Origin of the sequence: Leisingera sp. XS_AS12 (assembly GCF_041224635.1) — a bacterium.
Classification (GTDB): domain Bacteria; phylum Pseudomonadota; class Alphaproteobacteria; order Rhodobacterales; family Rhodobacteraceae; genus Leisingera.
This window is the reverse complement of sequence record NZ_JBGFGM010000085.1, coordinates 113,960-139,507: the sequence shown is the minus strand read 5'-3', so window position 1 is coordinate 139,507 and position 25,548 is coordinate 113,960. Positions and strand designations below refer to the sequence as shown.

General features: G+C 60.3%; 24 protein-coding genes. 16 read left to right on the top strand and 8 right to left on the bottom strand.

The features are described 5' to 3' along the window. Positions 1-41: 41 nt before the first annotated feature. Genes AB9K35_RS08235 through AB9K35_RS08220 form a run of 4 tightly spaced genes read right to left on the bottom strand, consistent with a single transcriptional unit; the run spans position 42 to position 3,695 of the window. Positions 42-1,619 (bottom strand): hypothetical protein, encoded by a 1,578-nt coding sequence (locus tag AB9K35_RS08235; protein ID WP_369925258.1) that lies wholly within the window; start codon positions 1,617-1,619, stop codon positions 42-44. Between the two features lie 24 nt (positions 1,620-1,643). Then, complete coding sequence (locus AB9K35_RS08230) at positions 1,644-2,039, bottom strand: toxin co-regulated pilus biosynthesis Q family protein (protein WP_161631080.1); 396 nt, start codon at positions 2,037-2,039, stop codon at positions 1,644-1,646. A gap of 26 nt (positions 2,040-2,065) precedes the next feature. Next, complete coding sequence (locus AB9K35_RS08225) at positions 2,066-3,247, bottom strand: hypothetical protein (protein WP_369925257.1); 1,182 nt, start codon at positions 3,245-3,247, stop codon at positions 2,066-2,068. Then, the gene (locus AB9K35_RS08220) at positions 3,207-3,695 is read right to left on the bottom strand and encodes a hypothetical protein (protein ID WP_027234587.1); all 489 of its coding nucleotides are present in this window, start codon (positions 3,693-3,695) and stop codon (positions 3,207-3,209) included. The genes AB9K35_RS08225 and AB9K35_RS08220 overlap by 41 nt, the downstream gene beginning before the upstream one ends. A gap of 237 nt (positions 3,696-3,932) precedes the next feature. On the opposite strand from AB9K35_RS08220, the gene AB9K35_RS08215 reads away from it, so the two are divergent. The 14 genes from AB9K35_RS08215 to AB9K35_RS08150 all read left to right on the top strand — a co-directional run bounded on the left by AB9K35_RS08215 (position 3,933) and on the right by AB9K35_RS08150 (position 20,934). Then, positions 3,933-4,415, top strand: coding sequence for a hypothetical protein (locus AB9K35_RS08215; protein WP_027234588.1), 483 nt, complete (start codon positions 3,933-3,935; stop codon positions 4,413-4,415). 3 nt (positions 4,416-4,418) lie between these two features. Next, positions 4,419-5,876, top strand: a complete 1,458-nt coding sequence (locus AB9K35_RS08210; protein WP_369925256.1) for a hypothetical protein — start codon at positions 4,419-4,421, stop codon at positions 5,874-5,876. Further along, positions 5,876-6,586 carry a hypothetical protein gene (locus AB9K35_RS08205; RefSeq protein WP_369925255.1) on the top strand — a complete coding sequence of 237 codons (711 nt, stop codon included), beginning with the start codon at positions 5,876-5,878 and terminating at the stop codon, positions 6,584-6,586. Before AB9K35_RS08210 ends, AB9K35_RS08205 begins: the two co-directional genes overlap by 1 nt. A 13-nt stretch (positions 6,587-6,599) precedes the next feature. Continuing rightward, complete coding sequence (locus tag AB9K35_RS08200) at positions 6,600-7,109, top strand: hypothetical protein (protein ID WP_369925254.1); 510 nt, start codon at positions 6,600-6,602, stop codon at positions 7,107-7,109. A 76-nt stretch (positions 7,110-7,185) separates the two neighbouring features. Next, entirely contained in the window at positions 7,186-8,790 is a 1,605-nt protein-coding gene (locus tag AB9K35_RS08195) for a hypothetical protein (protein ID WP_369925253.1), read from the top strand. Continuing rightward, complete coding sequence (locus tag AB9K35_RS08190) at positions 8,790-9,965, top strand: ATPase, T2SS/T4P/T4SS family (protein WP_369925252.1); 1,176 nt, start codon at positions 8,790-8,792, stop codon at positions 9,963-9,965. The genes AB9K35_RS08195 and AB9K35_RS08190 overlap by 1 nt, the downstream gene beginning before the upstream one ends. A gap of 102 nt (positions 9,966-10,067) precedes the next feature. Beyond that, the gene (locus tag AB9K35_RS08185; RefSeq protein ID WP_369925251.1) at positions 10,068-11,156 is read left to right on the top strand and encodes a hypothetical protein; all 1,089 of its coding nucleotides are present in this window, start codon (positions 10,068-10,070) and stop codon (positions 11,154-11,156) included. Positions 11,157-11,176: 20 nt separating this feature from the next. Beyond that, on the top strand, positions 11,177-12,283 hold the full coding sequence (locus AB9K35_RS08180; RefSeq protein WP_369925250.1) for a hypothetical protein: 1,107 nt from the start codon (positions 11,177-11,179) through the stop codon (positions 12,281-12,283). Positions 12,284-12,597: 314 nt separating this feature from the next. After that, the gene (locus AB9K35_RS08175) at positions 12,598-16,071 is read left to right on the top strand and encodes a TraM recognition domain-containing protein (RefSeq protein WP_369925249.1); all 3,474 of its coding nucleotides are present in this window, start codon (positions 12,598-12,600) and stop codon (positions 16,069-16,071) included. Beyond that, positions 16,071-17,525 (top strand): hypothetical protein, encoded by a 1,455-nt coding sequence (locus AB9K35_RS08170; protein WP_369925248.1) that lies wholly within the window; start codon positions 16,071-16,073, stop codon positions 17,523-17,525. Before AB9K35_RS08175 ends, AB9K35_RS08170 begins: the two co-directional genes overlap by 1 nt. 82 nt (positions 17,526-17,607) lie before the next feature. Further along, positions 17,608-18,582, top strand: coding sequence for a hypothetical protein (locus tag AB9K35_RS08165; RefSeq protein ID WP_369925247.1), 975 nt, complete (start codon positions 17,608-17,610; stop codon positions 18,580-18,582). A gap of 60 nt (positions 18,583-18,642) precedes the next feature. Next, positions 18,643-19,689, top strand: a complete 1,047-nt coding sequence (locus AB9K35_RS08160; protein WP_369925246.1) for a hypothetical protein — start codon at positions 18,643-18,645, stop codon at positions 19,687-19,689. A gap of 13 nt (positions 19,690-19,702) precedes the next feature. Further along, positions 19,703-20,353, top strand: a complete 651-nt coding sequence (locus AB9K35_RS08155) for a hypothetical protein (RefSeq protein WP_369925245.1) — start codon at positions 19,703-19,705, stop codon at positions 20,351-20,353. Between the two features lie 8 nt (positions 20,354-20,361). Then, the gene (locus AB9K35_RS08150) at positions 20,362-20,934 is read left to right on the top strand and encodes a GNAT family N-acetyltransferase (protein WP_369925244.1); all 573 of its coding nucleotides are present in this window, start codon (positions 20,362-20,364) and stop codon (positions 20,932-20,934) included. Between the two features lie 45 nt (positions 20,935-20,979). Here the strand turns inward: AB9K35_RS08150 and AB9K35_RS08145 are convergent, their stop codons facing one another. Genes AB9K35_RS08145 through AB9K35_RS08135 form a run of 3 tightly spaced genes read right to left on the bottom strand, consistent with a single transcriptional unit; the run spans position 20,980 to position 23,757 of the window. Next, positions 20,980-22,044: a hypothetical protein gene (locus AB9K35_RS08145; RefSeq protein WP_369925243.1), complete on the bottom strand. Its 1,065-nt coding sequence runs from the start codon at positions 22,042-22,044 to the stop codon at positions 20,980-20,982. 19 nt (positions 22,045-22,063) lie between these two features. Next, entirely contained in the window at positions 22,064-23,299 is a 1,236-nt protein-coding gene (locus AB9K35_RS08140) for a hypothetical protein (protein ID WP_369925242.1), read from the bottom strand. A 14-nt stretch (positions 23,300-23,313) separates the two neighbouring features. Continuing rightward, positions 23,314-23,757, bottom strand: a complete 444-nt coding sequence (locus AB9K35_RS08135) for a helix-turn-helix domain-containing protein (RefSeq protein WP_369925241.1) — start codon at positions 23,755-23,757, stop codon at positions 23,314-23,316. Positions 23,758-23,925: 168 nt separating this feature from the next. On the opposite strand from AB9K35_RS08135, the gene AB9K35_RS08130 reads away from it, so the two are divergent. Continuing rightward, entirely contained in the window at positions 23,926-24,111 is a 186-nt protein-coding gene (locus AB9K35_RS08130; protein WP_369925240.1) for a hypothetical protein, read from the top strand. 37 nt (positions 24,112-24,148) lie between these two features. Then, the gene (locus tag AB9K35_RS08125) at positions 24,149-24,943 is read left to right on the top strand and encodes a thymidylate synthase (protein WP_369925239.1); all 795 of its coding nucleotides are present in this window, start codon (positions 24,149-24,151) and stop codon (positions 24,941-24,943) included. Positions 24,944-24,997: 54 nt separating this feature from the next. Here AB9K35_RS08125 and AB9K35_RS08120 read toward each other — a convergent pair whose 3' ends face one another. Next, entirely contained in the window at positions 24,998-25,456 is a 459-nt protein-coding gene (locus AB9K35_RS08120; RefSeq protein WP_369925238.1) for a hypothetical protein, read from the bottom strand. Positions 25,457-25,548: the final 92 nt, after the last annotated feature.

Below are 25,548 nucleotides of genomic sequence, written 5' to 3'. Positions count from 1 at the left end.
CCGGTCCGGCTGAGCGGGGCCGGGCGAACCCGGCCGCCCCCTTAGTGTGCGGCTTTGGACCGGTCGATAATGCGCGGCGTGATCATCATGACCGTTGCAACGCGTTCGTTCGTCTTCTCCGAGTGACCGCCCCAGGCAGACAGGCCGTTGGCGTTTTTCTTCTTCTCGGTGGTGATGCGTTCGCGCTCGAAGCCCGCCAGGATCAGCGTCTGGCCATTCTCAACCACGGTCTGCTGTTCAAATGACGTCTTGGAGACGACCGGCTGCTGGATCGCATCATTGCCTTCGCCGAAGGTGCGCATGTCGTCGAGCTCCGACAGGCGAACCGTGTACTGCACCATGATATCGCGGTTGTTCATGATGCGCGGGAACAGCTGCATCTGGAAGCCGGTGGTCACGATATCCGGGGTGCGGATGATGCGGTCATCGCCGTCTTCATCCTCTTCGATCGTGATCTCCTTGAGGTACGGGGTCTCGGTGACCACCTCGATCGGCGCTGCGCGGTTGTTCGACGTCGTGGCGCCGGCGCGTCTTTTGACGGATACGCGCCCCTGCGTGGACAACGCATTCACAACCGCGCCAACGGAGACATCACCGGACAGGATGCCGATGTTGTAATCGCCAAGGGCGCCGCCCGAAAACACACTGGAGCCGAATTTCACTGCACCGTCGGTCGTGTTGGCAATGGCCGCGCCCAGATCCAGGCCGAACTTGTTCTCATCGTTGAGGGAAACGGTCATGACCTGCACGTCGAAGCTGATCTGCTGGCTGATGGTGCCATTCAGCTGCTCGATATACTCCTGCACCCGGTTCTGGTCGGCCACTTTGGCAGTGACGGTCACCAGGCCGGTGGTCGAACCAATCGAGACCTGTGCGCCTTCTCCCACCAGCCCGCTCATTGCGGCCTGTACCTCCGACCAGACATCAGAGTTGATCGAGGAGGTCGACGTGATGTTGTTGGAGCCGATCGAGGAGGTCTGGCCTGAGGTCGAAGGCAGCGCTGTGATCTGGTACTTCCGCGTCACGTAATCGCGGAAGATCACCCTCCCGTCCGAATAGGACCACTCAACCTCGAAGGTCGAAGCAATCCGGTTCAGAACGTCGGAGAGAGAGCCGCGCAGGTCAGGCCGCATGGTGATGCCAGGCTCTTCAGATGCGCGTGATGACCGGCCGCCGGCAACCGCATTGCGCGGCGCAGGGCGGCCGGTGCTGTCGGTGCTCGACGTGGCTTCGTCCGCGGAAATGACGCTGTTGTCATTCGCAGAGGACAATTTTCCGGTCGGGCCCAGGGCCAGAATGTGCGGGATGCCGGTGATGTCCGCCATACGCTGAATGATCTCGTTCAGACCCATGGGGTCGCGGCTCTGCAGCTTGATCGCACCCGGCGCTTCCAGGTGGGACGGCAGCAAGGCCGAAGCATTGTGGCGCTCGGGGGAGGCGCCGACAAAGATGCCATCTGAGAACTGCGAACCGCCTGCACGTTTGGCGGTACGTCCGCCAAGGCGCTCGAGACCCATTTTCACGCCCGTCTCATAACGGCTGATTTTCTCATCCTCGCCCGTCGAGCAAGCGGTGAGCGCGATCAGCGACACAGCGCCAAAAGACAACAGTTTATTCATTTTTCAATCCTTCCGGGGTGGCGCTCAGTTGCTGCTCAGCGGCTGGTGCTGGATGTGCAGCACGCGGTTGCCGCGGTGGAATGTTGCGGAAAGCTCGGGGTTGCCCAGGTAAATGGAGTCGATCAGGCTCGACGCGCTTTCCTCAAAACCGCCAGCAAAGGTCGCCGAGGCGCGCAGCCGGTAATCATCCGGGCTGTCCCAGATAAGCGTCCATCCCGACACCCGGGTCCAGCCGTCCAGCGTGTCCTTCAAAGACGTGCCGGCCATGACAACCCATTTGTTCTGCGCTGACGCCGCAGGCGCATCGCCGGGGGCACCGCCGCCCGCTGCAAGCGGTGCAGCATGGGTGCAGGCGAACAGCGCGAGCCCTGCGGCAAACGCCAGGCGCATGAGTGCATTTTTGTCTGACGACGTTTTCATTTCGATCATCCTCTTAATGGTCGCCGTCAGAGGCGACTTGGCTTGGGCTTCGGGCGGAGAGAGACGGTCGGAGAGGACCGGCCATCATTGTTTTTCGCATTCTCGGGGGTCTCTTCTTCGATACCGGCTTCGGCAGAAGAGCGCTGCGGCGCTGGAGGCACCGGCACAGCGGCGGATACAAGGATCTCACCGCCGCCGGGGGCCGGATCATCGCCTGCAGCTTCGATGGCGGGGATGCCATGCTTCAGCGACACAGACTTCCCCTCGACCCGGTCACCGGTTTCGAACGTGACATGCAGGTCGCCGGGTTCAGTGGAAATATCCACTACGCGGCCATAGCGGCCGACAACCATGCCGGGCTCGACATTGAACCTGGATCCCGGAATTTTTGCGTTGCTCAGGGAGATGGTGCCATCGGGGTTCGCTATCACTTCCCAGCCCTGCAGGGACATATCCTTGCCATTGCCGACATCCACCACGCGCGGCGCAGCCGCGCCCGCCTGCCTGGCCATTGAGAGAAGTTCTTCCGGAGAAGCGGATCCGATACCGTCATCGCTGAGGCTTGGGATGCCCTGCAGGACCGATTGCGACGGCATGATGGCAGAAGAGGGATCGTTTGCCAGCTGCATCATCAGCGCAATGGCCTCGATTTGATCCGGGGACATCGCCGACATGGCGCGGATCGCTTCCGGGGTCAGCCTGAAGCCGCCGGGCTGGCCTTCAACGGAAACAGGCTTGCGGTCTGGAACAGCGCTTTCGGCTTCCTTCTTCTGCTGCGGCAGGAAGACGCCATTGTGAAATTGAACCGGTTCGCGCTCGCCGTACTCGTAATCGGCGATGTACTCGCCGCTGAGCAGGGCTGCGATGCGCTGCTGGTCGATACCGGGCGCGGCGTCGTTCAGGTAGCGGTTCGTGATCTCGGCGCGCAAGAGATCCAGCACAGCCGCATTAGGCTTTTGAGCAGACCCTGAGGCTTCCTGCGGTAAATCCTCCTCAGGAAGCACAACGGCTGGAACGGCCTCCCTCACAGGGGCGTGCATACTTTCATCGCTGGTCAGAGCGTCCTCATCCGGGAGAATTATTTGAGGCTCAGCTGCCGAAAGGGACGTCCCGCTCAGCAGGGCTGCAAAAACGATGCCGGAAAACTTGAACTCGCGCTTCATTGACTCACCCGTCCTTCTGGTCCGCGGATGTCCGCCGGCGCACATTGCGCACCGAAGCCCCGACTGCCTCGATCCGGTCGCGGGTGAAGACCTCCTCGACAAGACCATGGCGGGCAAAAACGCCCAGGGACGAAATCACGTTGTAGCGGTAGACTTCGAATTCAGGCGAAATCTGACCGGAGAAAATGTCGTCGAGCGCTTCCGGATTGCGGCTGGCCATTTCGATGAGCGCACTCAGGCGCATATCCGCTGGAAGATACGCCATGACGCGCAGGCTGTTTTGCCTCACGAAGGTTCGGGCGGAGCTGCCGCGGCGGATCATCCTTTGGGCGGACATGATGACGGAAATCATACGCGGCACAGCTGCCGCCGCACCGCCGCGCCGCGGTGCAGCCCAGGTCTCACGCTGTGTCAGCTCATCGGAAGCGCTGATCAGCGCGGTGACCACGGTTTCCGGAAGAGCGCCATTGGTGTTCTGATTTTCGGAATTCATGTTGCCGCCAAAAATTATTCGCAAGAATGTTTTTTCACAGATCCTTGAGCCGTTCAATTTCCGGCAGAGGGGCTCTGTCCGATAAATGTGGAAAACACCTCAAGAACACGGATTTCTCACTTCAGGAAATAGTTCAGCTCAATGTTTCAACTTTGGTTTTTCGCGTATTGGAAACTATGCTGAGCCAGCGAAATAACGGCACGGGGCCCTTCGCAGCCCTTCAGCCCGGAGATTGAAATGGACGTAAACCAAGAAGCCGCGAGCGTGCATCTTCACCAGGACACCGATCTGCGTGCGCATGTGATCCTGGATGTCGGCTCCAGCATGCCTCACCAGTTCTCGCGGAACGGGCGCACGCTCCCGGCCGCCGTTGCTTTCCAAAGCCAGGTTCTGGTTCGGGACCTTCTGAAGCTGGGACTGTTTTCGATGAACATCCAGTCCATGGCCGGCCTTCAGGATGAAGCGGGCAGTATTCCTGTTTCATTCGCCAAGATTCCGGAATCCCTGCTCGGCGTAGGGCTGCACTATGCGATCACTGTCGCGCCGACGGTGCCCGGCGAGGGTGAGCCGATAGTGGTGATCGATGAGCTGGAGCGCCATGTGCGCCGGCTGGAACGGCACTTTGGGCGGATCGATGTTGACATGAGCCTTGTTGCGCGGGTTGCGGAACATGCGCGTGAGCGTTCCATCGTCCCTGACCTCGCCCATCAGGAGGGCTGATGCATGTCCCAGCAGCAACAACAGCCGGGCGGCGAGGACCAGGAATTCATCAAGCTGGGCATCTGCCTGCTCATATGCGTGATCATTCTTTGGGGGGTGCTTGCAACCCAGGAGTATCGGCTCAATGCGGTCATTGGTGCTGTAACCTGGGTCCATATCCTCCCATTTGCCCTGGCAGGCAAATACGTTCCCTTCCTCGCTGACATCCCCTTCCTTGGGAATTGGCTCTTTGGCCCCGCCATGCAGGCGATGACATTTCTGGAGCGGGGCGGCTATGCCGTCATGGAGCCCCCTCAGCGCACCGCCATCCTCGCGGCGGGCGGGCGCAGCGCAACGGTCATTTACGGTGCCGTCCTGTCGTGGATTGCCGTTCGCGGCAAAGACTTCCGCGTCGACCAGAAGTATCGCACTCTGCACACCCTGGAATCCATGATACGGGTCCAGTCCGAGGATTGGGTAACCTCGCGCATTGCGCGGCATGTAAACCCTCTCAAGGGCAAGGAAATCGATGCCCGCCGCATCGCGGAGGCTGTCTCAGGGCGTGCCAATGCCGATACGGCAATGCCGGGCAATCTGCTGCCCAAGCGGGTCATCATGATGCAGCCCGGCACTTGGAACCGGGCGCTGCGGCCTGAGGAATGGCTGATCAGCAATGGGCTGGCTTTTGATCCCGACCGCTTCAAGGAGCTGTCCGATCCGGAGCGCAACGCCAAGGTTACGGATTTCGAGTTCAAGGGAAGCTGGGAGCAGCTGGATCTTGAAGAGATCTCCGAAGTGCTGTCCGTACAGCTCCGCTCCCCCTGGAAAGGACCTGAGCAGCTGCGCCCTTCGCTGCGGGCCGTATATGCTGTCATGGCCCTTTTCTACGACTATGATATCGACGGCGGCAACAAGCTCCTCAATGAGCTTGCATTGCTTGCAGACGGCACCGGCGTCAGGCGCGGCGGCATGGACTTCGCGATCCAGTATGAGGCTGGAATGATGGCGAAGGTCGACAAGATTGCATTGGGCCGTCAGGGCAAGATGCTGGCAAAATGCGCGCAGCACCATGCATGGGTGGAAAGCGCCTTCCCAACGCTCATGGCAGTGGCACGCAAGGACCGCGGCGTGCTGCCGCCGGCCGCGTTCCTGTGGCTGAAGGTTGAAGACCGGTTGCTCTGGTACATCCTGAATAATGTGGGCAATGATGCTGTGATGGTCGAGGCCGCCGGGGCGATCGCCCACTCGCGCGCTGAAACTCAGATCTCCAAGCCCTTGTTCCGCCCGGCTGTGTATCAGGCGGCACGGGCGCTGCTCGAAGATTATCTCGACATGACCCCCGAACGGATCGAAAGCCGCCGGGACAAGGCATTGCGCCAGCGCTCCCCGGGAGACCAGCTCAACATGCTGCGCGATCAGATCATGTTCGGGGATGCGCCTGACCAGGCTGAAGAGCATTTGGACGTTGAGGAAGACGAATGATGCCAGTTGATCTCTATTACTGCGCGTTTGCCGTATGCATGCTTGTAACCCTTCTGGGGCGGATCGGCGTGCGGATGTCCTCGGCAGGGGAGGAGACGGTCCGTTTCTGGCCCGCCTGCTTCTTCGCCCTGGCAGGCGGGATGAGCGCTGCAGCACTGCTCATAAAGGACTGCGGCGCCGGCATCACAAACCTGCCCGGCTTCCTCATTTCAGTGTCCTTCGCAGCCACCCTCTGCCTCGCGGCATTTGTGGACCGTGAGACTTCTTGGGCGCCGGATATTCTGATGGCTATCCTGGCCGCCGGCGCAGTGGTCCTGGCGTCCCGCTTACACGGATGGGATCTGAGCCTCATGAGCGCCGCCGCGGCGGGCGCAGGCGGCTTGCTGGCTGTCAATCTCCTCTGGATGGCTGTCGTGCGCTTGACCGGCTGGATTTGGATCCTGCCGCCGGGAGATATCCTTGGCATAGCCATCCCGTTCATCCTTTTCGGAGCCACACCCTACTCGATCGGAATCATGTTCGGGACTGCTGTGCTCTTGGTGCTTTGTCGCAGCTTTGACTGGGTCCACGCCGTGTTTGAGAAGCCAGGGAACGGCGAGAATGTCGCCCGGGACATGGATGTGGATATCGCGGATATGCGAAAAAGCATCCCCTTCCTCTCCGTGTGCCTTCCGGTAGTCTGGGCCGCGCTGCTGATCTATTTTTGGTGAGGATGATGCCATGATGTCTATGATACCAGCCATGCTGGTCGTTACATTCACAATCACTATTGCCTTCGCTTCATTCGGAGAGAGGACAGTGGACGATCGTGGCACGGTGATGGGGTCGAACCTGACCCTTCATCACAAGCAATCCGTTGCCCAGGCAATGGAGGATGGCCGGACATCGGGTTACATCACAAGCGCACTGGGCGGTCCTTTCCGGCAGATGGGCGACTGGACAACCCGGGTGGTTTCATCCGGGCACCGGACCGTTGTCGTCACTTATCTTCCGGATGGCATCCAGGGCGCCGAGCAAAGTGCCTTAAAGGCATTTTCAGAGGTGACACCTCTCAGCTTGCGCAAGCTGCCCGAGAGTTATGCGGGGAACTACAAGTATTCCGAAACCGGGACCGGAGGCACGATTGGGCGCGGGGATTTCTCAGATATGGATCTGCCGATCCCGGCAAACGGGCCGGCAATTATCACGGTGATAAATCAGGATTACACCGGCCCCAGTGGTCCCGGCGCTTGAGAAACAAGGCTGAATGGCGGGTCATGACGAGCATGCAGGTAAAAAGGCGTTCTTCGAGGATGCCGGGAGACAAAAAATGAAGCACGAAAAAGAAAATGCGGATTTCAAAATCAACATCCAGCGGCAGCGGGGCAGCATGCTGCTGGAAGCAGCCCTCTCGATCTCGGTGCTTCTCGGTCTGGTCGGCTATGTCGCCCAGGCCAACCAGCAGGAGCTTGAGAAACAGAAACGCGTGATGGTCGCATCGGAACACGATGTCATCGTCACCGCGGCCCGCAGCTTTCTGCAGCAGCGCTACCACGATGTGGTGATGGATCTGTTCGATGCTGCTGATACGGGCGGGCAGGGGGTCATGACCTACAGCCTGAGCGATCTGGCTGATGCCGGCTTCCTGCCTGCGTCCTATTCGGGCGGCATTCTGAAGACGGCCTATGGGCAGGACTATGCGCTTCTCGCCCGCGCAGTTGACCGCAGCGACGGCGCCCAGCCGCAGGCAACGATGGGATACGCGGATATGGATCCGCTGGCATCCGGCGAAATCGATGTGGCTCTGACGGATGGAGATCCTTCCAACGGTGAGCTGGAGATCGAATCCATCCTGGTCTCTCACGGGGGAGACAGCATTCCGATCGGTGCTGCAGGTGATGTCATCGGCCAGATGAAGGCGTCTTTTGGGGGCTTCGTTGCGGACAACGATGTGGCCAGCGGCGCCTATGAGAACTTCACGATGAACATCTCCGGGTTCAATGCTCTGCCCGAGTACCCGTCCCGCGGCCGTTTTGCCAGCGTTGTGTCGCTGTCCAGCTACGGGGTTCTGGGCTCTGAAAGCGGCACGGAGCCCGCCATCGACCCGTTCCTGCGCTGTGACGGGGTGAACATCGCCTCGGACGATTACGCAGACTGCATCAGCTCAAACGAGGTCTACACCGACATCGTTCTTCGGCCCTTTGACAGCGACAATGACGGTACCGCTGACGTGCTTCCCGCGCTTCGCAATGTCACCATGCTGGACTGTGCGGACGGTTCCGGCTCGGGCAATCTGAATGAGTTCACCGTGGACTGTGCGACCACCCGCCTGACTGGTGACTTTGTTTCTCTGGGCGACAATGCTGACATCGGCAAAATGACGGTCCGCGCGGATGGCATCGGCTTCGATGGGGACGATGTTCTGAAACGGCAGAACATCAACGGCACTGACGAAAACATTCTGAATGCCGATCGCCTCACCCTTGCGGGTGTCAATGGCGGCCAGGACTTCTCTGAAGCTGTCACCTCAAGCCGCGTTGTCCGGGCCCGGGACACCATCGCCAAGCCGTCCTGCCCAGCCACCACGATTGACGGTGCAAACCCCATGGAGCCGCGTATCTATGTGACGCCGGCCGCCTATTCGGATCCGCGCGGACGCCCCGTTGTGGGTGTGCGGGCCTTCGCGGAAGATCTCGGCACAGACTGGCGGGTGCGGATGATGATCTTCGTGGGGCAGGATTTCTGCACGAACGATCCCTCCAGCCCCATGATGGTCAGCTCCACATCCTTCCGGGCGAACGGTTCACCGATCGGCGGAAACTGCACGACCTACACCGGTAATGTTGTGGATACCTACCGGGGTGACGGCAGTGCGGACGTCTGGGAGCTGGAAGGTGATTTCGGTGCAGCTGTTGCTCAAACCCGGTGCTACTGATGTTCGGACGTTCATCCAGCAAACCGCGCCCGGCTCCATCAGCGGCAATGCCGCAGGCCGCATCCCGACCACCGGCGCCGCCCGCGGCGCCGCAACCCCCTGCAGGTGCGGCCGCCAGGCCGCCCCAGGGGCTGGCCCCGCAATTGATGCCGGAAGGCGACCTCGCCAAAATCCTGTCTGCCTACAACTTCATTGACCTCTACATATCAAACGATCCCCTGGCGCCGATCATGGCTCGCGGACTGAGGGCAGCAACCATCGGTCTGAGCGCTTTCGGCAAGGGGCTCGTGCGGCTCCCTGAGGTGCTCTACGATGACGCGACACGGCTCTACGAGGTGATCGACCGCAAATGGAAGCATTCCGACTACAAGCGGGAGTTCACAGTCGTTCACGATGAGCGGTCATACCGCTGCGCTCTGATCGCTCCGCCGGATTTCCGGTTTACAGAGGGGCTGGAGCCATTGCGGGAAAACGAGGTGCGATGGTGTATCCGGCAGGTGAGTGGTGCCGCGCCCAGTTTTGAAGAACAGGGTCTGTCCGCAGAAACCCGGCAGAACATCCAGGACCTGATCATCCGCAGGGGGCTGGTGATCTGTTCCGGCCCGTTTGCGTCAGGCAAGACGACGCTTGCCTCATCGATCGTGGATCACTGGGTCGCGGAAAGCCGGGACGTTGGCATCACATTGGAGGATCCGCCGGAAATCCCGCTGGCGCGCGTGACTGAGGACAGGGGTGTGATCTATCAGATCGATCTCATGGACCGCTCGGTCCGTGATGCTATCAAACACGCCCGCCGCTGGTCCCCGCGATACGTCTTTCTCGGGGAGGTCAGGACGGGCGACGTTGCGAGCGAGCTGCTGCATATGGCAATCTCTGGGCCGCTGGCGATCTGCACGATCCATGCGTCCGACCCTGTGCAGGCCATCGTGTCGCTCTTTCGCTTCGCATCGTCGGCGATGTCTGAAGATATGGCGAAGGACATGATCTCCGCAGCTTTGCAGCATGTTTTCCATCAGGAGATGGTGAGCGGGCGGGTGCTGATGAAGCAGGCCAAAATCCATGGCGTCGACAATCACCTCATCCGCTCGAAGATCAAAGCGGGCAACTTCCGGGGTCTCTACGAGGACTTCGAGCGTCAGGTTATCAACAGCAATAGCCCGGCCAGGGCTGGGTGATCCGTCGCATGATGTTGAATTTTCGCAAATGTTGAGTAGACTATCAGAAACCCCGCTCAGGGGAATTCATCTCCAAGAGTGAGAAAAACGGAGTTTGGCAATATGAGCCACTGGAAAACACTGCTTCTCAGCCGTTCTGCCATTGCCGGTGTCATCGCCCTTGGGGCCGGCGTCGCGGCGCCTGTCGGTGCGTCTGCAGAAGACTGGCTGGATTCTATCCAGGATTCACGCTGCGCGCCGGAAGATATCGCAGGCATTACAGGCAATGTCCGAAACGCGATCGAGGCATCTGTGCGCCGGGCAGAGATGTCCATTCAGGCTCCGACCCCTGTCGGGGATCTTGGCTGCCTCAATGATCTGATGACCGCTCCGCTGGACATCTTCTCCAATGTCGGAGGACTGCTGGGCAGCCTTCAGTCCGGCCTTGGCGATATTGCGTCCATGCCGCTCAACCTTGATATCGATGTGTCGGGCATGATTTGCGGTTTTGCTGCAAAGAAATTCGCAACGCTGACGCAGCCGCTGAGCGAGATGGACAAGTCCATGTCCGGTTTCGCCTCACTTGCAGCCAGCGCCGACGATCGCATCAATGGTCAGCTGAACTCGGCCTTTTCTGAAATCACCGAAAGCGGCTGGGACAGTTCGGGAAACACCACCTCAACGGCCTCCGGCTATGGCGGCTATTCGGGCATCGTCTCGAGCAGCGACAGCTCCGGCTATAGCGGCACGATCTCGGACTACACCCTGCCGGATGTTTCGCCCTCCACGAGCGACGTTGAGGAGGTCACCTACACGGTTGCAAGCACCGTGGTGAACAATAACTCGGACGCCTGGAACCTCTACAACCAGCGTCTGATGATGGCTCTTGGCCAGTATATCGGTTGCCGCGTTGGCGGGCAGCTTGATGGCACGCAGGTCACTGGGACCTACTACGGGTCAGGCACCTGGAATGTGCCCGGCCATATTTCCAGCTGCACATTCAACCCGGGCGCATGGCCCGCGACATTGAGCAGTGATGACGGCACTACCATCGAAGTCGCGCCCAGCTCGAACTCATCGGGCGGCGCCGCCCGGAATGAGGATGTCGACCGGGAGGGCGGGCAGGACCGCAGCGCTCCGGCGGCTGCTCAGAATTCATCCACCGTACCTCAAAACGGACCCGCAACCATCTGGGACATGCTGGACAAGTAAGACCGGGCAAGGAGTAGAACATGAAGAAGATCCTTTTGGGAACCTGCCTGACCCTGGCTACGGTGCTGCCGCAGATGGCGCTTGCAGGCGGATGGGCAACGGCGCCTCAGGCGAACACCATCATTCGGCAGTTGAGCTCGCTGAATGACAACCAGGTCCGCACCGGCGAAAATGTGAAAGACTTGGAGAAGCAGGTTGAAAGCTCGATGGAGGAGGCTGCTGACCGGATCATCGCGGCGCTGCGCAGTCATTCCGGCGAACAATCCGCCTATCAGGACAAGCAGATCGAGGCAACACGGCGGATCACGGATGCCGCGGAGCTGAATGCCACCGAACGTATGCGCCAGGAATTCCGCGCGCGTGCGGAAAGCGGCGAGTTCGATCCGAGCCCGGACATCTGTCTGCTGGCTGGCCTGTTCCGCGATAGCGGTGCAACGGCGCCAAACCCGCGCGGCTCAACAACCGTTGCAGGGGCACGCCAGCTGAACAACGGCGCTGACCCTGCGGTGCGCCAGGGCGGCACCGCCCGTGCCAAGTCGATGATCGACGAACGCGCCGAGCTCCAGGGGACGATGGGTGGCTTTGCGGATCCGACCGTGGATCCTGCTGCCATTCTCCAGAACCCGACCTTGTCGATCGAGAGCGAAGAAGACCGCCGTGCCGCCGAGCGGCTGGTGCGCAACCTGACCGACCCGAACCCGCCACGGCCGGTGACCGCGGCGGAACTGCAGACACCCGCCGGCGTGGCGCGCGCGGAGCAGAGGGCAATCCAGGAAACCCGGAACAACGCCAGCGCGGAAACGGTTTCCATGGTGATGAACATGCGCACCGAGGTCGGCCCGGCCGATCCGTGGCGGCCCTATGTCGAGGACATTTCCAACTACAACCGCCCGCTTGGGGATGAGGTTTCGGAAATGCAGGCGATCGACATCCGCACGCTGCGCCATTACGCGCCGAAACCTGAGGTGTTCCAGGAGCGCGCCGCCTGGTCCGAAAAGCAGCTTCTGCAGGAGATCCTCGATGTCATGTCGATCAACGCCCGCATGAACTATATGCAGCTCGAACTGGATACCCGGCGGGCAATCGTTGAGACCCAGATCCTGTCGATCCTGAACAACGGCGGCTGAGCCGCAACCGGACGGTTCCAAGGTCAGAGGGCCGGGGCATTGCCCTGGCCCTTTCTCATTTGCGCGGCCGGTCGGGTGCATTTTCATGTTGATAACCGCCTCTCAGGCGACGGCGGCTGCATCGATTGGTGATATAAAAGGGCAATTCATGCATCCGCGTAAGTGCGGTGGTGCTGGAATGCGAAAAAATGAAAGCTTGAAGCATGGCCGAGCATATACAGAAGTCACAATCCCTGCCGTCCGTGAAGGATCAGGTTGATCCCGGAATGGTCCGGCGCCCTATCAAGTCCCCGATGCAATCCTTCAGGGATACGATGAGCGCCAAGAGCACGGTCATGATGACCTTGTCGATCTCGGTTTCGGTTATGGCGCTGTATTCTCCGAGCTGGATCGGTGTTCTGCCTGCTTCCCTCGGCTACTACATGTGGGCGTCATCGAAGAAATACCGTTTGCCCTTCAAGGTTCCCCAAAGCTGGGGCGGGACAGACTTTGGCGCCCCCAAGCCGGGCGGCAGCGGTTACGCCAAGGCGTCTGGGATCCTCTACTTCGGGCGCGACCAGCAAAGCCAGGAGGAGCTTTGGATCGAGAACGGTGATGCGCGCCGGCACGGGTTCTTCCTGGGAACCACCGGCTCAGGCAAGGCGCTGCCGCTTGATACCCCGGTACTTACGCCGCGGGGATGGGTGCTGAACGGGGATCTCCGGCCGGGCGATGAAGTTTGCCACCCTCTGGGCGGGACTTCCCGGATTGACTCGATCCACCCTCAGGGCGTGATCCCGGCGGTGCGGATGTGGTTCTCTGACGGCCGCCATGCAGATTGCTCGCTCGACCACCTCTGGCATGTGCGCGCCCGGCCCAGGGTCAATGTAGATCGCAAGCTGGGGCTGGCGGAAGGGCTGGGTTTCGGTGACAGCGGGAAAAATATGACCGCTGGCGACATCGGCATCCTGCACGGCATGCACGGGGACAAGCTGCACATCGAAATCCCCCTGGCTGTCCCGCATCAGGGCATGAGTATTCCGGAGGGCTCCGGCATCCTGTCGGAGGAGCATGCGCAGCGGGGCGCGGCGGCGGGCCTCCATCACCTGGATTACATGCCGTCGCTGTTTGGCACGCCGGCCCAGCGGATCGCCTTCCTCAAGGCCTGGTCCCGCAACGCTGACATCGGTGTCGCGATTGAAAAGCACGGCGTCAGGCTGACCGGTCTGCGCACGCCGGATGCCAAGATCCTGAAGCAGCTTGTCTGGTCCCTGGGCGGTGTTGCGACCGTCTATGTCCGCGGCAGCACCAAGAAGCGCGATCGGGGAGTGGATCTTGTTGTGATGTTTGAGGGCATCGGAGATCTGTGGCCCCAGGCATCCGGCTGCAAGTTCCCTGGCGAGGGGCTGGAGATCACCGAGGTTGAGCGGCTCCATGATGATGTGGAGATGTCCTGCATCAAGACGGACCGGGAAGACGGGCTCTACGTGATGGAAAACCACGTGGTCACCCACAACACCGAACTTCTGCTTGGCATCGTGTCACAGACGCTGATGTGGTCATCAGGCTTTCTCTTCATCGACGGCAAGGGGACAACCGAATTCTATGCGCGCGCCTGGACGCTCGCGAAACGCTTCGGCCGCGAGGATGATGTCCGCGTTCTGAACTTCACGGACGCGGGCGGCGACCCGGATGCTCCGGCGGGCGGGCCCGATGTTCAGTCCAACACCCTGAACCCGTTCTCCAAAGGCGGCGCCGACCAGCTCATGAACCTCATCGTGGGCCTGATGGGGGATGCAGGCCAGGGCAACGACATGTGGAAGAGCCGCGCCATGTCACTGGTTACCGCGGCCATGAAGGCGCTTGTACAGATGCGAGACGCCGGTGACATCCTGCTGGATGTGCAGGCAATCCGGGACTTCCTCCCGCTCGGCGAAGGGTTCAAGAAAGAGCTTCTGAAGGGCAAGCCGATCCGCACCATCGAGGATGTTCCGGAAGAGGCGTGGCACGAATTGCGCACGCGGGGCGGGATGATCGAGCTGTACCTGAGGGCTATGAAGGGGGATTTTTCGAACTCCTCCCGACTCGCCTTAAAGGCGTTCTTTGATACACTTCCTGGCTTCAATATGAGCAAGGCTCTGAAGGGTGATCCGCAGGACGGGAAGGCCTCAGAGCAGTACGGCTTCCTTAGTATGCAATTGACTAAGCCATTGGGATCATTGGCAGATGACTACGGTCACATCTTCCGAACCCCTCTTGGCGAGGTCGATATTGACGACGTGGTTCTGAACCGCCGCATCCTGATTGTACTCCTCCCTGCGTTGCAGAAGGCGCCCGAGGAAATGCAGATGTGCGGGAAGATCGTGGTCAACCTCGTGAAGATCATGATGGGTAACGCCTCCGGCTCGGCGCTTCATGGCTCGAAGCAGGAGATCGTGGATTCCAAGCAGACACGCGCCCCATCCCCCTACATCGTCGTGCTCGACGAGGCGGGCTATTACATGGTCAAGGGCATTGACGTGATGATGGCGCAGGCCCGCTCGCTCGGCTTTATGATCATCGTTGCCGGTCAGGATATGGCGGCAATGCAGGCGATCTCCCCGCAGATCGCCGAAACCGCATCAGCAAACGCATCGATCGTTGCTGCCGGCAAGACGATGGATGCGGACAAGACGGCCGGGTTCATTCAAAAATTGTTCGGCCGGACGCAGGTTTCCGTGACATCAGGGTATTCTGCGCAATCCGGAATGCTCGGAACGAAGTGGGTTGACCGGATGGATGCCTCCTTCCAGGAGGTCGAGAAGGTACGGCTGGACGAGCTGCAGCACATGATGGAAGGGGAGTTCTATTTCCTCTTCAACGGTACCATCGTGCGGGCGTCCACGTTCTACATCGGCGGGGACTTCGCTGGATCGTTCTCAGTGAACAAGTTCCTGAAGGTGCGCGGCCCGACTGACCGGGTGCCGGGCCTCGACCAGACCGTCGAAATCAACTTCATCGGATCCATGATGGATACGTCAGAGAAGATCCTCGGCTTTGCGCGCAGCCCGGAGAGTGCAGAAAACCTCGATCCGCTGTCCGACACGGTGACCGATGTTGCCCGGATCGCGCAGGGGCTGCTCTGGAAGGCAGGGAAACATGCCGCGTATCCGCGCAACATTCACAATGCGTGGCTTGGCGGCCTGCTGGCCGGTGAAGCTGCCGAAGTGCCCGAGTATGAGGATGAGGCAGTCGACCGCGGCGGCAACTGGGAAGACGAGCTTGATGTGGACCTGATGGACGAGCTCGGGATCCGGGGTGATTTCGATGAGCTTGATCCTGAAGCTGTGGATCAGCGGAACATGCGCCGACGGATGGCGGAGATGGAAATCGACGGGATTGATCTGGAGGAGGATGACGAAGAGGTCGGGGACGTGGTGTCCGGTCTGCACCGCGCTGCGCGCGGGCGCACGCCGCAAGAGCGGCACGGAGGCATGATCGACCTTCTCATTGCCCAGGAGCGGGCAAAAGAAAAGGCTCAAACCAACAGGGAGATCGCGGAGAAGCTGCGGGACGAGGAGGCAGAGCGGCTTGATGAAGAGCGCGAGAACCGCCGGTCTATGGGGGAATTCTTCAGTTTCGTGGCGGAGAACAGCTCCCGGTTTGCGAAAATCTTCGCGGAAGAGGATGTCGACGGGGAACTCGGCCTGGAGATCCTGCGGCGGTCCGGAAGTGTGAAGCCGGTGCCCCTCAATTCCATGCAGGACCCGGCCTTCGTAAGCGAAGCGGTCGACATGCTGGAGAAGGCCATTTCCACGGAGCAGAAATGATGAACCGAATGCTTTCCGCCGCTGCTGCGGCTGTCGGGGCGCTGATCGCAGCTCAAGCCCCAGCTGCAGAGGCCCTGGAGCCGCTGCAGAAACTCTTCCCGCCCGACATGTACAGCTCGAAGGTCCGTCAGGATGTCTACGCTGAGGGCGTCAGGACCTATTCCGGCATCACGCTGCGTTCTGACGTCTCCGCAATCGGAATTGACCAGATCACGTTCCGTCCGGCTCCGGACGGGGATATTTCTGTCCACATCGGCGCCTTGACGATGAAGCCGCGGGACGAGCTGTCCCCGGCAATCTCGATCAGCGGGATCAGCCTGCAGATGGAGGATTGGCCGGCCCAGGGCGGCGACATGTTCTGCAACTGGATGAATGTGGTCAGCAAGGCGAACATCTCTGCCGCGGAGATGACTTTCCCCGCGGAACCCGCGGGGATCGGGTCCATGCGTATTGAGGATCTGGGGTTTGAAGCCAGGCGCGTGCCGGAGAACTGCTGGATTAGCGGCTTGCTGGCTGTCGGCAGGGCGGATGTGCGGCGCGCAGAAGGCGCATCTGTGCAGGTGTCGCAGATGCGATCGGAAATCGGCATGCCCGGGAACCGGGTGAGTGCGGCCAGGTCCCAGGGGACCGCCGCTTCGCTCCGGACCAAGATAGCGGAAATCGAATTGCGCAAAGCAGGCCGGACGCCGACATACGGGTTCTCCGGGGTTGACCTGGCTGCGGAGATGAAGGCGGCCAGCCTCCAGGGGCTGCTGCATGTCTTGCACAGCAGCCCGCTCAGCGGCGGAAAGGTCAATCCCGACCTCAACCTTATGCAGATGGTCAATGCGCTCACGCTGCTGGAAATGGACCTGCAGGCTTCATCCTCGACCACTCGGATTTTCTCGGCCGGTGTCGTGCCGCCGGAAGCGGTCACCAATTTCAGCAGGGTCGGGCTCTCGACGGTCACCGGCTCCTCCGGTCTTCGCATTCTGGCCTCAAAAGGGGATCTCCTGCTGAAAGCCAGCGCATCTCTGAATGGGCTTGTTGACCTGGGGCTGACAGCATCGGCGGATCTTGCGCCATATTCGCGCACAAAGCTCCTTGCGGCCAATGCGGGCAAGGACCTCGGCGCTCACCTGCTACCGGAGCTTTCCCTGAAGGATGCGGCCCTGACCTACAAGGACAGGGGGCTGGAGCGGTATGTGATTGACCTGACAGGGGTGCCGTCCGGCCTCTATATCGAAGAGTTCGGCGGCCTTCTTGCGGAACAGAGCCCCAAGCGGATTGCCGGATCCGTCCGGCAGTCGACAGGGAAGATCGCAGAGTTCTTCCGGCATGCTGCGGATGCGGAGACCATGATCATCAAGGCCGCCCCCGCGCTTCCGGTGCGACTGGCCGAAATGACGCTCCTGGCGCTGACGGATGTGAACGGCTTGGCGCGAAAGCTCGGCCTGACCATGCGGCGCGGGTGAAGGGGCCGCCCATGCCGCACACCAAGGTTTTATCCAGATGGTCAAAAAAAATGACTGAGCGTGAAACCTTTCCCGGATCGCCTTGTATCTAAATGCAAGTCACTTCTATCGGAGGAGAACAAAAATGAACAATTGTGAGGAGAAGCAGGTTACGGTCAGGCAGGTCGAAGATTTTATGCTGAAAGTCTGCCCCGCCTTAGCCCGTAAACGGCCGGGACATCTGGGCGATCTGCCCCGGATTGAAGACACCGTCTTCCTTCCGCTGCACCTTGATATGAAGCGGCGCAGGAAAGACGCTTTGCGGATCACATTCCGCAAGTCTGGCCCGGCGCTGTCCGCTGACAACACCCGCTTGATCCCGGCCGGGGACTATCGGATCCTGGTCTACGACACGATGCCTGAGGCTCTGGCGGCATTGCGGACCCTGGAAGCGATCGGAATGCTGGAATGCAGTGAGCGCTTCACCCTGGTTTCAGGCGAAGGGGTCATTCTGCTGCGCATGGTCAGCCCGGCCGCGGCCGATGATCTGGTCCCGCCGGGTATGCAGAGCATGGGCCGGGGCAGCTTCCAATTCAGCGGGGATGGCGGAAACGTGACGATCAACATCATCGACAACCGCCTCAACCCGGAGGAGGAGGGGCTCGCCTGCACCCGCAGGCGGGAGGTATATGCTTCGATCTCCTACCCGAGCGCGGAAGTCATCCGGATTGCCAACAGCGCAGGCTTGATGGCGTCTGACCCCATCAGCCGGGGCAGGGTGCTTGCGCGGCTGGTTGAGGACAGCAGCGGCAGCCTCAACGCCTTGCGTCATTGCCAGCGCAGTCTGGAAAACATTCCGGGCGCACTTGTCGCCATGGCAGCGCTTTCGGTGGATAATGTGCTCGACCAGTTTGACGAGATGCTGGAAGGCCTCGAGAACGAGATGAGCCAGCCGCCGGAGGAGGACCTTCATGATCTGGTTGTGGCGCGCGCCAAAAAGGCGTCCGCCGGAGTCGAGGGGGTTGCCCGGGATATTGCGTGGATCGCGCTCCACAAGAACATGACAAAACCTGCCTGATTGGCGCAGTTTTTTTCATTGCTTGCCGGTAGACTGCTCTGGAAATCTACGAGGTGCGCAGTGAAACATGAGATGATAAATGGGCGGATCGATACTCTGTTCGGCCGCCACCCTGAACGGCAGGCATTGTTCATGGCCGGAAGCGTGGTTGCGTCGACTTACTTCGGCGCCCCGCTCCCCGAAGTCATCATGATGGCGCAGGATGGCTTGGCCTATGCGATTTCCCATACACCGCTGGCCCCGTCCGTCGAGGCCATCAATGCCTATTTTGATGGCGGCCTGACGTGGCTGAGCGCCACGGGCACCAGTATTGGTGACTGGCTGCAGAGTGTCGGAGGTGACATCGGCCACCGCTGCTCACAGATCCTGCAAACCATGCGGACCTATCTCGGCGACAAGGCAGAAGTCGCGAAAAACGCTTTCTCGGTTATGTCCTCCAAGGGGGCGGAGGCGGCCTCGCACTGGCACGCGACAATCCGCAATGCCATTACCGAGGACCCGGTCGGTGCGGTCGAAAATGCCGGGAAGGCGCTGGTCATGGCAACGGAAGCCTTTGGTGTCTTCATGGGGCTGAAAGAGGCCTATGGCTGGGCCGCGCAAAAGCTTCTGGGCAAGAAAGAAGCGGCAGATTCCAGCCCTCCGGCACCGGTGACCAACGTGCATGTCAACATCGCCGTCAGCAACGCCGAGGATGCTGGTGCGGCAATCGAGCAGCTGTCGCAAAAAATCACCAGCGGGGCGATCAGCGAAGAGGCTGTGCGCAATTGCGGCCGTGCAGCGTTTGCTGCAGGCCCGGGCACTGCAGAGCCGGAGGCCCCGGAGCTGTCGGAAGACATGGAGCTGGCCAACAGTTCCCAGGTGATCTGGGTGTCCCGCGAGTTCAATAAGCGCCTGCGGGAAGGTGTCATGAAGTCCATGGCAAACTCAGACGCTCCTGAGACGCAGGAGTTGATCCAGACGTCGCTGAGGTCTGCGCGCCGGCCGATCCATGCCATCGAGGGCGGATTGATCCTCAGCGTGAACCCGCGCGGTGATCTGCGTGTGCATCCCGCAATATCTGCGAAAATGAAAAGCGCGAATACCGAAAGCGCGATGACCCTCAATTGACGGAAGCTGAACCATGAAAGATATCATCATTGGCCTCAAGGGCGGGCGCGGCGTCGGAAAATCTAAGGTCGCTGATCACTTGGTAAAGAACCACGGTTTCAGCCGGGTTCACCCTTTTGATGGCGGCAAAGCGGCCTCGCGCGCCTATTTCATGCATATCGGCGCCACCGAGGAGGAAGCCTGGCGGATGACGGATGGCGATCTGAAGGATGTCCCATCCCCATTGCTGCCGATCATCACGAACCCCGAGCACGTGATCCCCGGCAAGTGCGAACTGGGTGACCATTACATGCCGCGGTTTTTCATGGAAAAATTCGGCAAGTGCATGGGCATTGAAATGGGGCCTGAATTCACGATCGGCATGGAGCTGCGGCGGCATCTTGGAAAGGATCCCGGCGAGCAGAAACGGCTGGTTGTGGAATCCATCGTCTATGAAGCTCCTGAACTGCGCGCGCTTGGCGGCAAGATCATCAAAGTGCAGCGCGAGATCGAGGGGGTTGAGCGCCCGGCCGGGATGGAAACGGACAAGTTCGTTTCCGCGGTCGGCACTGACCACGTTTTTGATAACTGCAGCGCTGATCTCGCCACGATGAGGGCGGAGTTTGATGCGCTGCTGCAAGAGATTTTCGAGCTAGAAGAGCCCGAGCCAGTGATGGCCCTATGACCTCACCGATGAGCGACGCCGATCTGCTCGTTTTTCTTGAAGAGACCTTTGGCGGCCTGAATGAAACGGATTTTCTGACCGGGCCCGGCTTTTCGGAGCAGGATTTGGACATCGACCCTGTTTTTGAAAAGCCTTGGGGGGATGTTCTCCAGGACGCTATGACCGACCTCGGGATCCCTGATAAAGGGCTTCTGAGAGACTGGGCGATTGAGACACTGCAAAAGCGGCCAGGTCTGCAAAGCCTCATGGCCGTTTACGGCTTTGCAATCTGCGAGGCCGCGGACAGCAGCGGCTTCGTCATCGGGGTCGCCGCGATTGACCTTCGCCCCGGGGAAGAGACGATTGCCGGCCTCTACACCGGATGCCAGCTTGGCGTTTGCGATGCCTGGCGCCGCAGGGGGGTCGGATCACACCTGGTGAAGGAACGCTTCCTCATGGACGGGTCGCTCCCCACATGGAGCCTGGACAGCCCCGCATATTCGCCAGGCGGTCGTGCGGCGCATCTTTCCGGTTACAATCTTCTGCATGGCGAGCTGACCCGGCTCAGGCAGCTGGACACCGATTGCCGCTTCAGCCATTAGGGTCATGGCTAAGAAAAAGGCCCCGGAAACCCGGGGCCCTTTCCTCTATTCCTCTGCCTTGCCCTCGCCCGGCCCATCCTCAGGCGCTGCCGCGGCGGCGGGCTGAAGCCGGACAGTGGGCGGCAATGCGTTCTTCAGCTGCTCCACGCTTGGAACGCCCGAGATGTAGCGCGGGCCCTCTTCTGTATCGAAGATGTAGAACGGAAGCTGCGGGATGGCGGCCGCCTCTGCGAGCTGAAGGTTGCGCTCCAAGCCAGCCTGGATGACGTCCGGCAGATCATCGGGCTCTGCCGACGGAAGGGGGGCCTCGCTTTCCAAGCTCATGGCCAGAAATGCTCCCGCAGGGTCTTCCGAGCCAATAATGCCGGCGATTGTGGCGGGGGAATTTTCATCGACCATTGGCAGCATCATCACGCGCAGCTGCAACTCACCTGCCTCCACCTTCTCGCGCAGCAGGTCTGTGGATGCGCGGCAAGGTTCGCAGGCCGGATCCGTGAATACATAGGCAACCGGCGCATCTGGATTGCCGACCTGCATCCAAAAGCTTCCGCGGGCCGCGTCCAGCAGTGAAACCTCTTCAGGCCCTGCGGCATCAATGCCTTCGATCCATTCTTCGATGGCGGTGTTGAAGTCGGCTTCGTCCTCAACGCCGCGCAGGACATCAATCAGCTGTCCAATGGCAATTTTGCGCTCCGCTTCCGGCAGCGCTGACAGCTTTTCCTCCACCGTTGGCGCATGCGCCTCGGGAATGGAAATGGAGGGGCCGTGGAGCTCTTCGATCATCCGGCGAATGCCGGAGTTCTCGACCTCCTTGAGATCAGGATGCAGGGCCTTGCCTTCCGCATCAAAGGCAAAGCCGGCGACAAGATCACCGGTTTCGGGATCCTGCAGATACATCATGGTGGAGCCTTCGGCCTTCCAGGCATTCATCCCGGCAACCGGATCTGTCGGGGTGAGGCCCGGGATGCCATCAAAGGCATCCGGTGCCGTCACCTCGCTTTCGACGGCGACTGCGGTATGCGGCGGTGTGAAGATCAAAAGCCCCGCGCCGAGCGCGGTGACCATAATCGCCGCAGTCTTGAGACCAATGAGGGGGTGAAAGTGCTTCATGTCGTCGTCCTTTCCACAATCACTTACGGGGTACGGTGCCGCTGTAGGCATCCGGCAAAGCGTCGGAGAAGTGATCCGGCTGGGGCACACCTGACAGGAATTTCGGCCCATCGCTGGTCTCGTAGGCGAAGAAGGGAACGCCTGGCAGGCCGTTGTCAAAGATCATGCCATAGTTGGCCCGGACGCCTTCCGCCAGTTCCGCCGGAATGTCATCCTCGTTGGCCCTTGGCAGCCCGGAAGCGCCGCGTTGGGCGTATTCGAGCTCGTGCTCCAGGAAGGTGCCAACCGGGTCTTGCGAGGTGAGAATGGAGGCGATCTTGCCGTAGGACGCGCGCGACAGTACCGGCGCCAGAAGGACGCGCAGCTGCAGCGAGCCGTCGTCGAGCTTGGGTTTCAGGTTGTGGATTGCTTTCGCGCAGTAGGGGCACATCGGATCGATGAAGACGTAGGCCACCGGCGCAGAGGTTTCGCCAATCGCAAACCAGAAGCCATCTTCGCGCATGGTCTGCAGAAGCATTTCACCATCGGTTTGGGGGGAGGCCGACGCCTCGACAGGTGCTGGCACTTCCTCATGCGCAATGGCTGCGACCGGGGAGGGCGCGAGGGTCACCTGCACGGCTGCGCTGCCGCCGGTGGCGGAGCTGTTCTGGAGGGCAGGGCGGGGCGGTTCCGCGGGCGCTTCGGTGGAGAGCTCCTTCAAGGCTTTGCCCGCCGCGGCCACCGCGTCCGCATTGCCTTCGATTTCAGCTTGCCACTCCAAGATCAGCAGCTTGAATTCCTCCGGGCTTTGCGCGCGGTCCATGCGGGCAACCAGGTCGGCCACAAGCTCATGTTTTTTCGCATCATCGACATTGACCAGAGCCGCGCCGGCGCCATTCATGACATCAGCAATGATGTTGCCTTCCTGGACAGCAGGCTTTTGCGCAATCGGAACCGGCGTCGATTGGGATCGTGGCTTCGGCTGGCGCAGAAACTCCGGCAAATGATCCTCGCTGACCTCTTTGAAATTGATGACGGGCGCGTCGCCGCTGAGGTCGTAGACCATGCCGTTGATGAAGGTTTTGCCATCCGGGGACATCAGCCAGACACCGTCGGAACCGGAAACCTCATAGGCCGTCATTCCTTCAACAGAACCCTTGAGCTGGAAATCCAGCGCGCTGGCCGCCTGCTGGGCATGCACAGCGCTGGCCGATGCCGCAATGACGGTCGCAGAGAGGAGGGCGCCGCGCGCCCCGAGTTTGAATTTCGCAATCACGATATGTGCTCCTGTTAGGCGCTGCCGTCGGCGTTGGCGTTGATGAAGGCGGCAATATCCGCCCGGCTGGGCTCGTATCCGGCGTTGCCGGTGAGAGCTTTGAACAGGTCGGGATCCGAATGCGCCAGGACGAGACCGGCAAGATCCTTCTCGCTGACACCATAGTGCGGCGCCAGGCCGACGATGACTTCGCCAGGCGGGTAGCATGTGGTTTCATACTGGGACAGTTTGCGCGGCGAGGTCACCCCGGCAAGGTTTGCGGCCTGTGCCAGTGTCAGCGAGGCGCCGTTGCGCAGTTCACGCATGCGGTTGCCAAAATGCTTGCGCCGCAGAATACGCCGGGCAGTTTCTACGGGGTCACGCTCCGGGCGGCCGCGGGCCTGCACGCGGTAGTCCTGATCAGCCGTGGGATTGGCGCTAACGCAATCCACTATTGCGGCATTCTTGCTGGCGGTCATTGATGTCATCACTTCTTAGTTTGTGTTTCCGATTGCCAGGCAGATGGCTCGTTTTCCCGAGAATGCGGTCTTGTCGCCGCTCTGTGCAGTATGCGCGGTAAAATTTAATGTTGTCTATCGTTTTTCGCAAACATATTATCGGATCTGCACAGAAAATTTGGAGCGGCCATGAGCACAAACTACCTCGCGAAGGCGAAAAAGCAGCAGAACGCCCGGCCTGGAGGCCTGGCCGAACGCGCGCGCTTCTATGCCAAGATTGCGCTGTCCGTGTTTGCGGTCGCCGTTTTGGTGGCGGTCGGACTGCTAGCATTGGAAATCTCCACGCCGGGCATGGCCTGGTATGTTTACGAATAGGCCCGAAGCGGGCTGATCGAATTTCAGGAACCAGATTATGAAGCAATACCTCAATGCTCTGAGCGAGATCCTTGAGACCGGCACGCCGTCCACAGACCGCACCGGCACAGGAACAATTTCGCTGTTCGGCATGCAATCCCGCTACCGCCTGGCAGACGGATTCCCGCTGGTGACCACCAAGAAGCTCCACCTGAGGTCCATTATTCATGAGCTGCTGTGGTTTCTCTCCGGGAACACCAATATTGGCTACCTCAAAGAGAACGGCGTCTCGATCTGGGATGAATGGGCGGATGAGAATGGCGATCTGGGACCGGTCTACGGGGCGCAGTGGCGCCAATGGCCGGGTGGTGAGCGCGGCACGATCGATCAGATCGAAAAGCTGGTGGACGACATCAGAAATACCCCTGACAGCCGTCGGCTGATCGTCACCGCTTGGAACCCGGCAGACATCGGCCGGATGGCCCTTCCGCCGTGCCATACTCTCTGGCAGGTCCGGATTGCTGCGGGCAAGCTCCACCTGCAGTTGTATCAGCGCAGCGGTGACATGCTGCTCGGAATCCCTTTTAATTCAGCAAGTTATGCGCTATTGACGCATATGCTTGCACATGTGACCGGCTATGAGCCGGGCGACTTCATTCACACGATCGGCGATGCCCACATCTATTCGAACCACATCGAGCAGGTGAAGCTGCAGCTGAGCCGCGAGCCGCGCCCGGCGCCGCGGCTGAAGATCAAACGGCAGGTGAGCTCAATTTTCGACTTCCGCTTCGAAGACTTTGAATTCGAGGGGTATGACCCTCATCCGGCGATCAAGGCTCCGGTGGCGGTCTAAGGCTGCCGCCAGAGAGTTATGACCCCATGAGCTGGCCGCAAACGTGCGGCCGGCTCATGGGGAAGGCGCAGCCTGCTGTGGATCCCTGGCTTCAGAAACGAGTTTTTCCATACGTTCATGGCGCTTGCGCAAGGTCTTGTTGAGAGAGCCTTTGTTCGGGAAGAACAGCCGATCCCACTCTCTGCCGAAGTAGATGTCGAGGTAGGACTTTGCCTCCTCAAAGCGCTTGTGCCGGACAAGCCCGCCGGTCAGCCGATTGAGCCAGTAGGGCGCCTGGAAGAAATTATGCAGACCGGGAAAGGCCGGGTCGAATTCCAGCCATTGGTCGATGTAAGTCTTCGAGATTTCCAGCAAACGATCATGATCTCTGGCGATGATCGCTTCTTTGTAGCCGAGATCCTTGAGGAGTTTGTCCATCTTATCGGCAAATGGTTTCTGGCGCTTGTAGTCTGCAAGTTGCGCTCCAGAGTAGCCATGGCTGTAGGTTGACAGGCCCCTTACTTGTTCATGCATGATAAGCTACCTCCATTGTGGGCAAGAAACCCTTTAACGCACTGTTTGTAAATGGGATCTTTCCGGAGAAACTCAGCCCGGCGCGAAGGGCG

Bases quoted from the DNA above. Each gene is read 5' to 3' on its own strand.
- AB9K35_RS08150 (WP_369925244.1), top strand. From the start codon at position 20,362: ATGAGCGACGCCGATCTGCTCGTTTTTCTTGAAGAGACCTTTGGCGGC.
- AB9K35_RS08130 (WP_369925240.1), top strand. From the start codon at position 23,926: ATGAGCACAAACTACCTCGCGAAGGCGAAAAAGCAGCAGAACGCCCGG.
- AB9K35_RS08180 (WP_369925250.1), top strand. From the start codon at position 11,177: ATGAAGAAGATCCTTTTGGGAACCTGCCTGACCCTGGCTACGGTGCTG.
- AB9K35_RS08135 (WP_369925241.1), bottom strand. From the start codon at position 23,757: ATGACCGCCAGCAAGAATGCCGCAATAGTGGATTGCGTTAGCGCCAAT.
- AB9K35_RS08145 (WP_369925243.1), bottom strand. From the start codon at position 22,044: ATGAAGCACTTTCACCCCCTCATTGGTCTCAAGACTGCGGCGATTATG.
- AB9K35_RS08200 (WP_369925254.1), top strand. From the start codon at position 6,600: ATGTCTATGATACCAGCCATGCTGGTCGTTACATTCACAATCACTATT.
- AB9K35_RS08170 (WP_369925248.1), top strand. From the start codon at position 16,071: ATGAACCGAATGCTTTCCGCCGCTGCTGCGGCTGTCGGGGCGCTGATC.
- AB9K35_RS08210 (WP_369925256.1), top strand. From the start codon at position 4,419: ATGTCCCAGCAGCAACAACAGCCGGGCGGCGAGGACCAGGAATTCATC.
- AB9K35_RS08230 (WP_161631080.1), bottom strand. From the start codon at position 2,039: ATGAAAACGTCGTCAGACAAAAATGCACTCATGCGCCTGGCGTTTGCC.
- AB9K35_RS08215 (WP_027234588.1), top strand. From the start codon at position 3,933: ATGGACGTAAACCAAGAAGCCGCGAGCGTGCATCTTCACCAGGACACC.
- AB9K35_RS08120 (WP_369925238.1), bottom strand. From the start codon at position 25,456: ATGCATGAACAAGTAAGGGGCCTGTCAACCTACAGCCATGGCTACTCT.
- AB9K35_RS08205 (WP_369925255.1), top strand. From the start codon at position 5,876: ATGCCAGTTGATCTCTATTACTGCGCGTTTGCCGTATGCATGCTTGTA.
- AB9K35_RS08185 (WP_369925251.1), top strand. From the start codon at position 10,068: ATGAGCCACTGGAAAACACTGCTTCTCAGCCGTTCTGCCATTGCCGGT.
- AB9K35_RS08155 (WP_369925245.1), top strand. From the start codon at position 19,703: ATGAAAGATATCATCATTGGCCTCAAGGGCGGGCGCGGCGTCGGAAAA.
- AB9K35_RS08220 (WP_027234587.1), bottom strand. From the start codon at position 3,695: ATGAATTCCGAAAATCAGAACACCAATGGCGCTCTTCCGGAAACCGTG.
- AB9K35_RS08125 (WP_369925239.1), top strand. From the start codon at position 24,149: ATGAAGCAATACCTCAATGCTCTGAGCGAGATCCTTGAGACCGGCACG.
- AB9K35_RS08195 (WP_369925253.1), top strand. From the start codon at position 7,186: ATGAAGCACGAAAAAGAAAATGCGGATTTCAAAATCAACATCCAGCGG.
- AB9K35_RS08190 (WP_369925252.1), top strand. From the start codon at position 8,790: ATGTTCGGACGTTCATCCAGCAAACCGCGCCCGGCTCCATCAGCGGCA.
- AB9K35_RS08175 (WP_369925249.1), top strand. From the start codon at position 12,598: ATGAGCGCCAAGAGCACGGTCATGATGACCTTGTCGATCTCGGTTTCG.
- AB9K35_RS08225 (WP_369925257.1), bottom strand. From the start codon at position 3,247: ATGTGCGCCGGCGGACATCCGCGGACCAGAAGGACGGGTGAGTCAATG.
- AB9K35_RS08235 (WP_369925258.1), bottom strand. From the start codon at position 1,619: ATGAATAAACTGTTGTCTTTTGGCGCTGTGTCGCTGATCGCGCTCACC.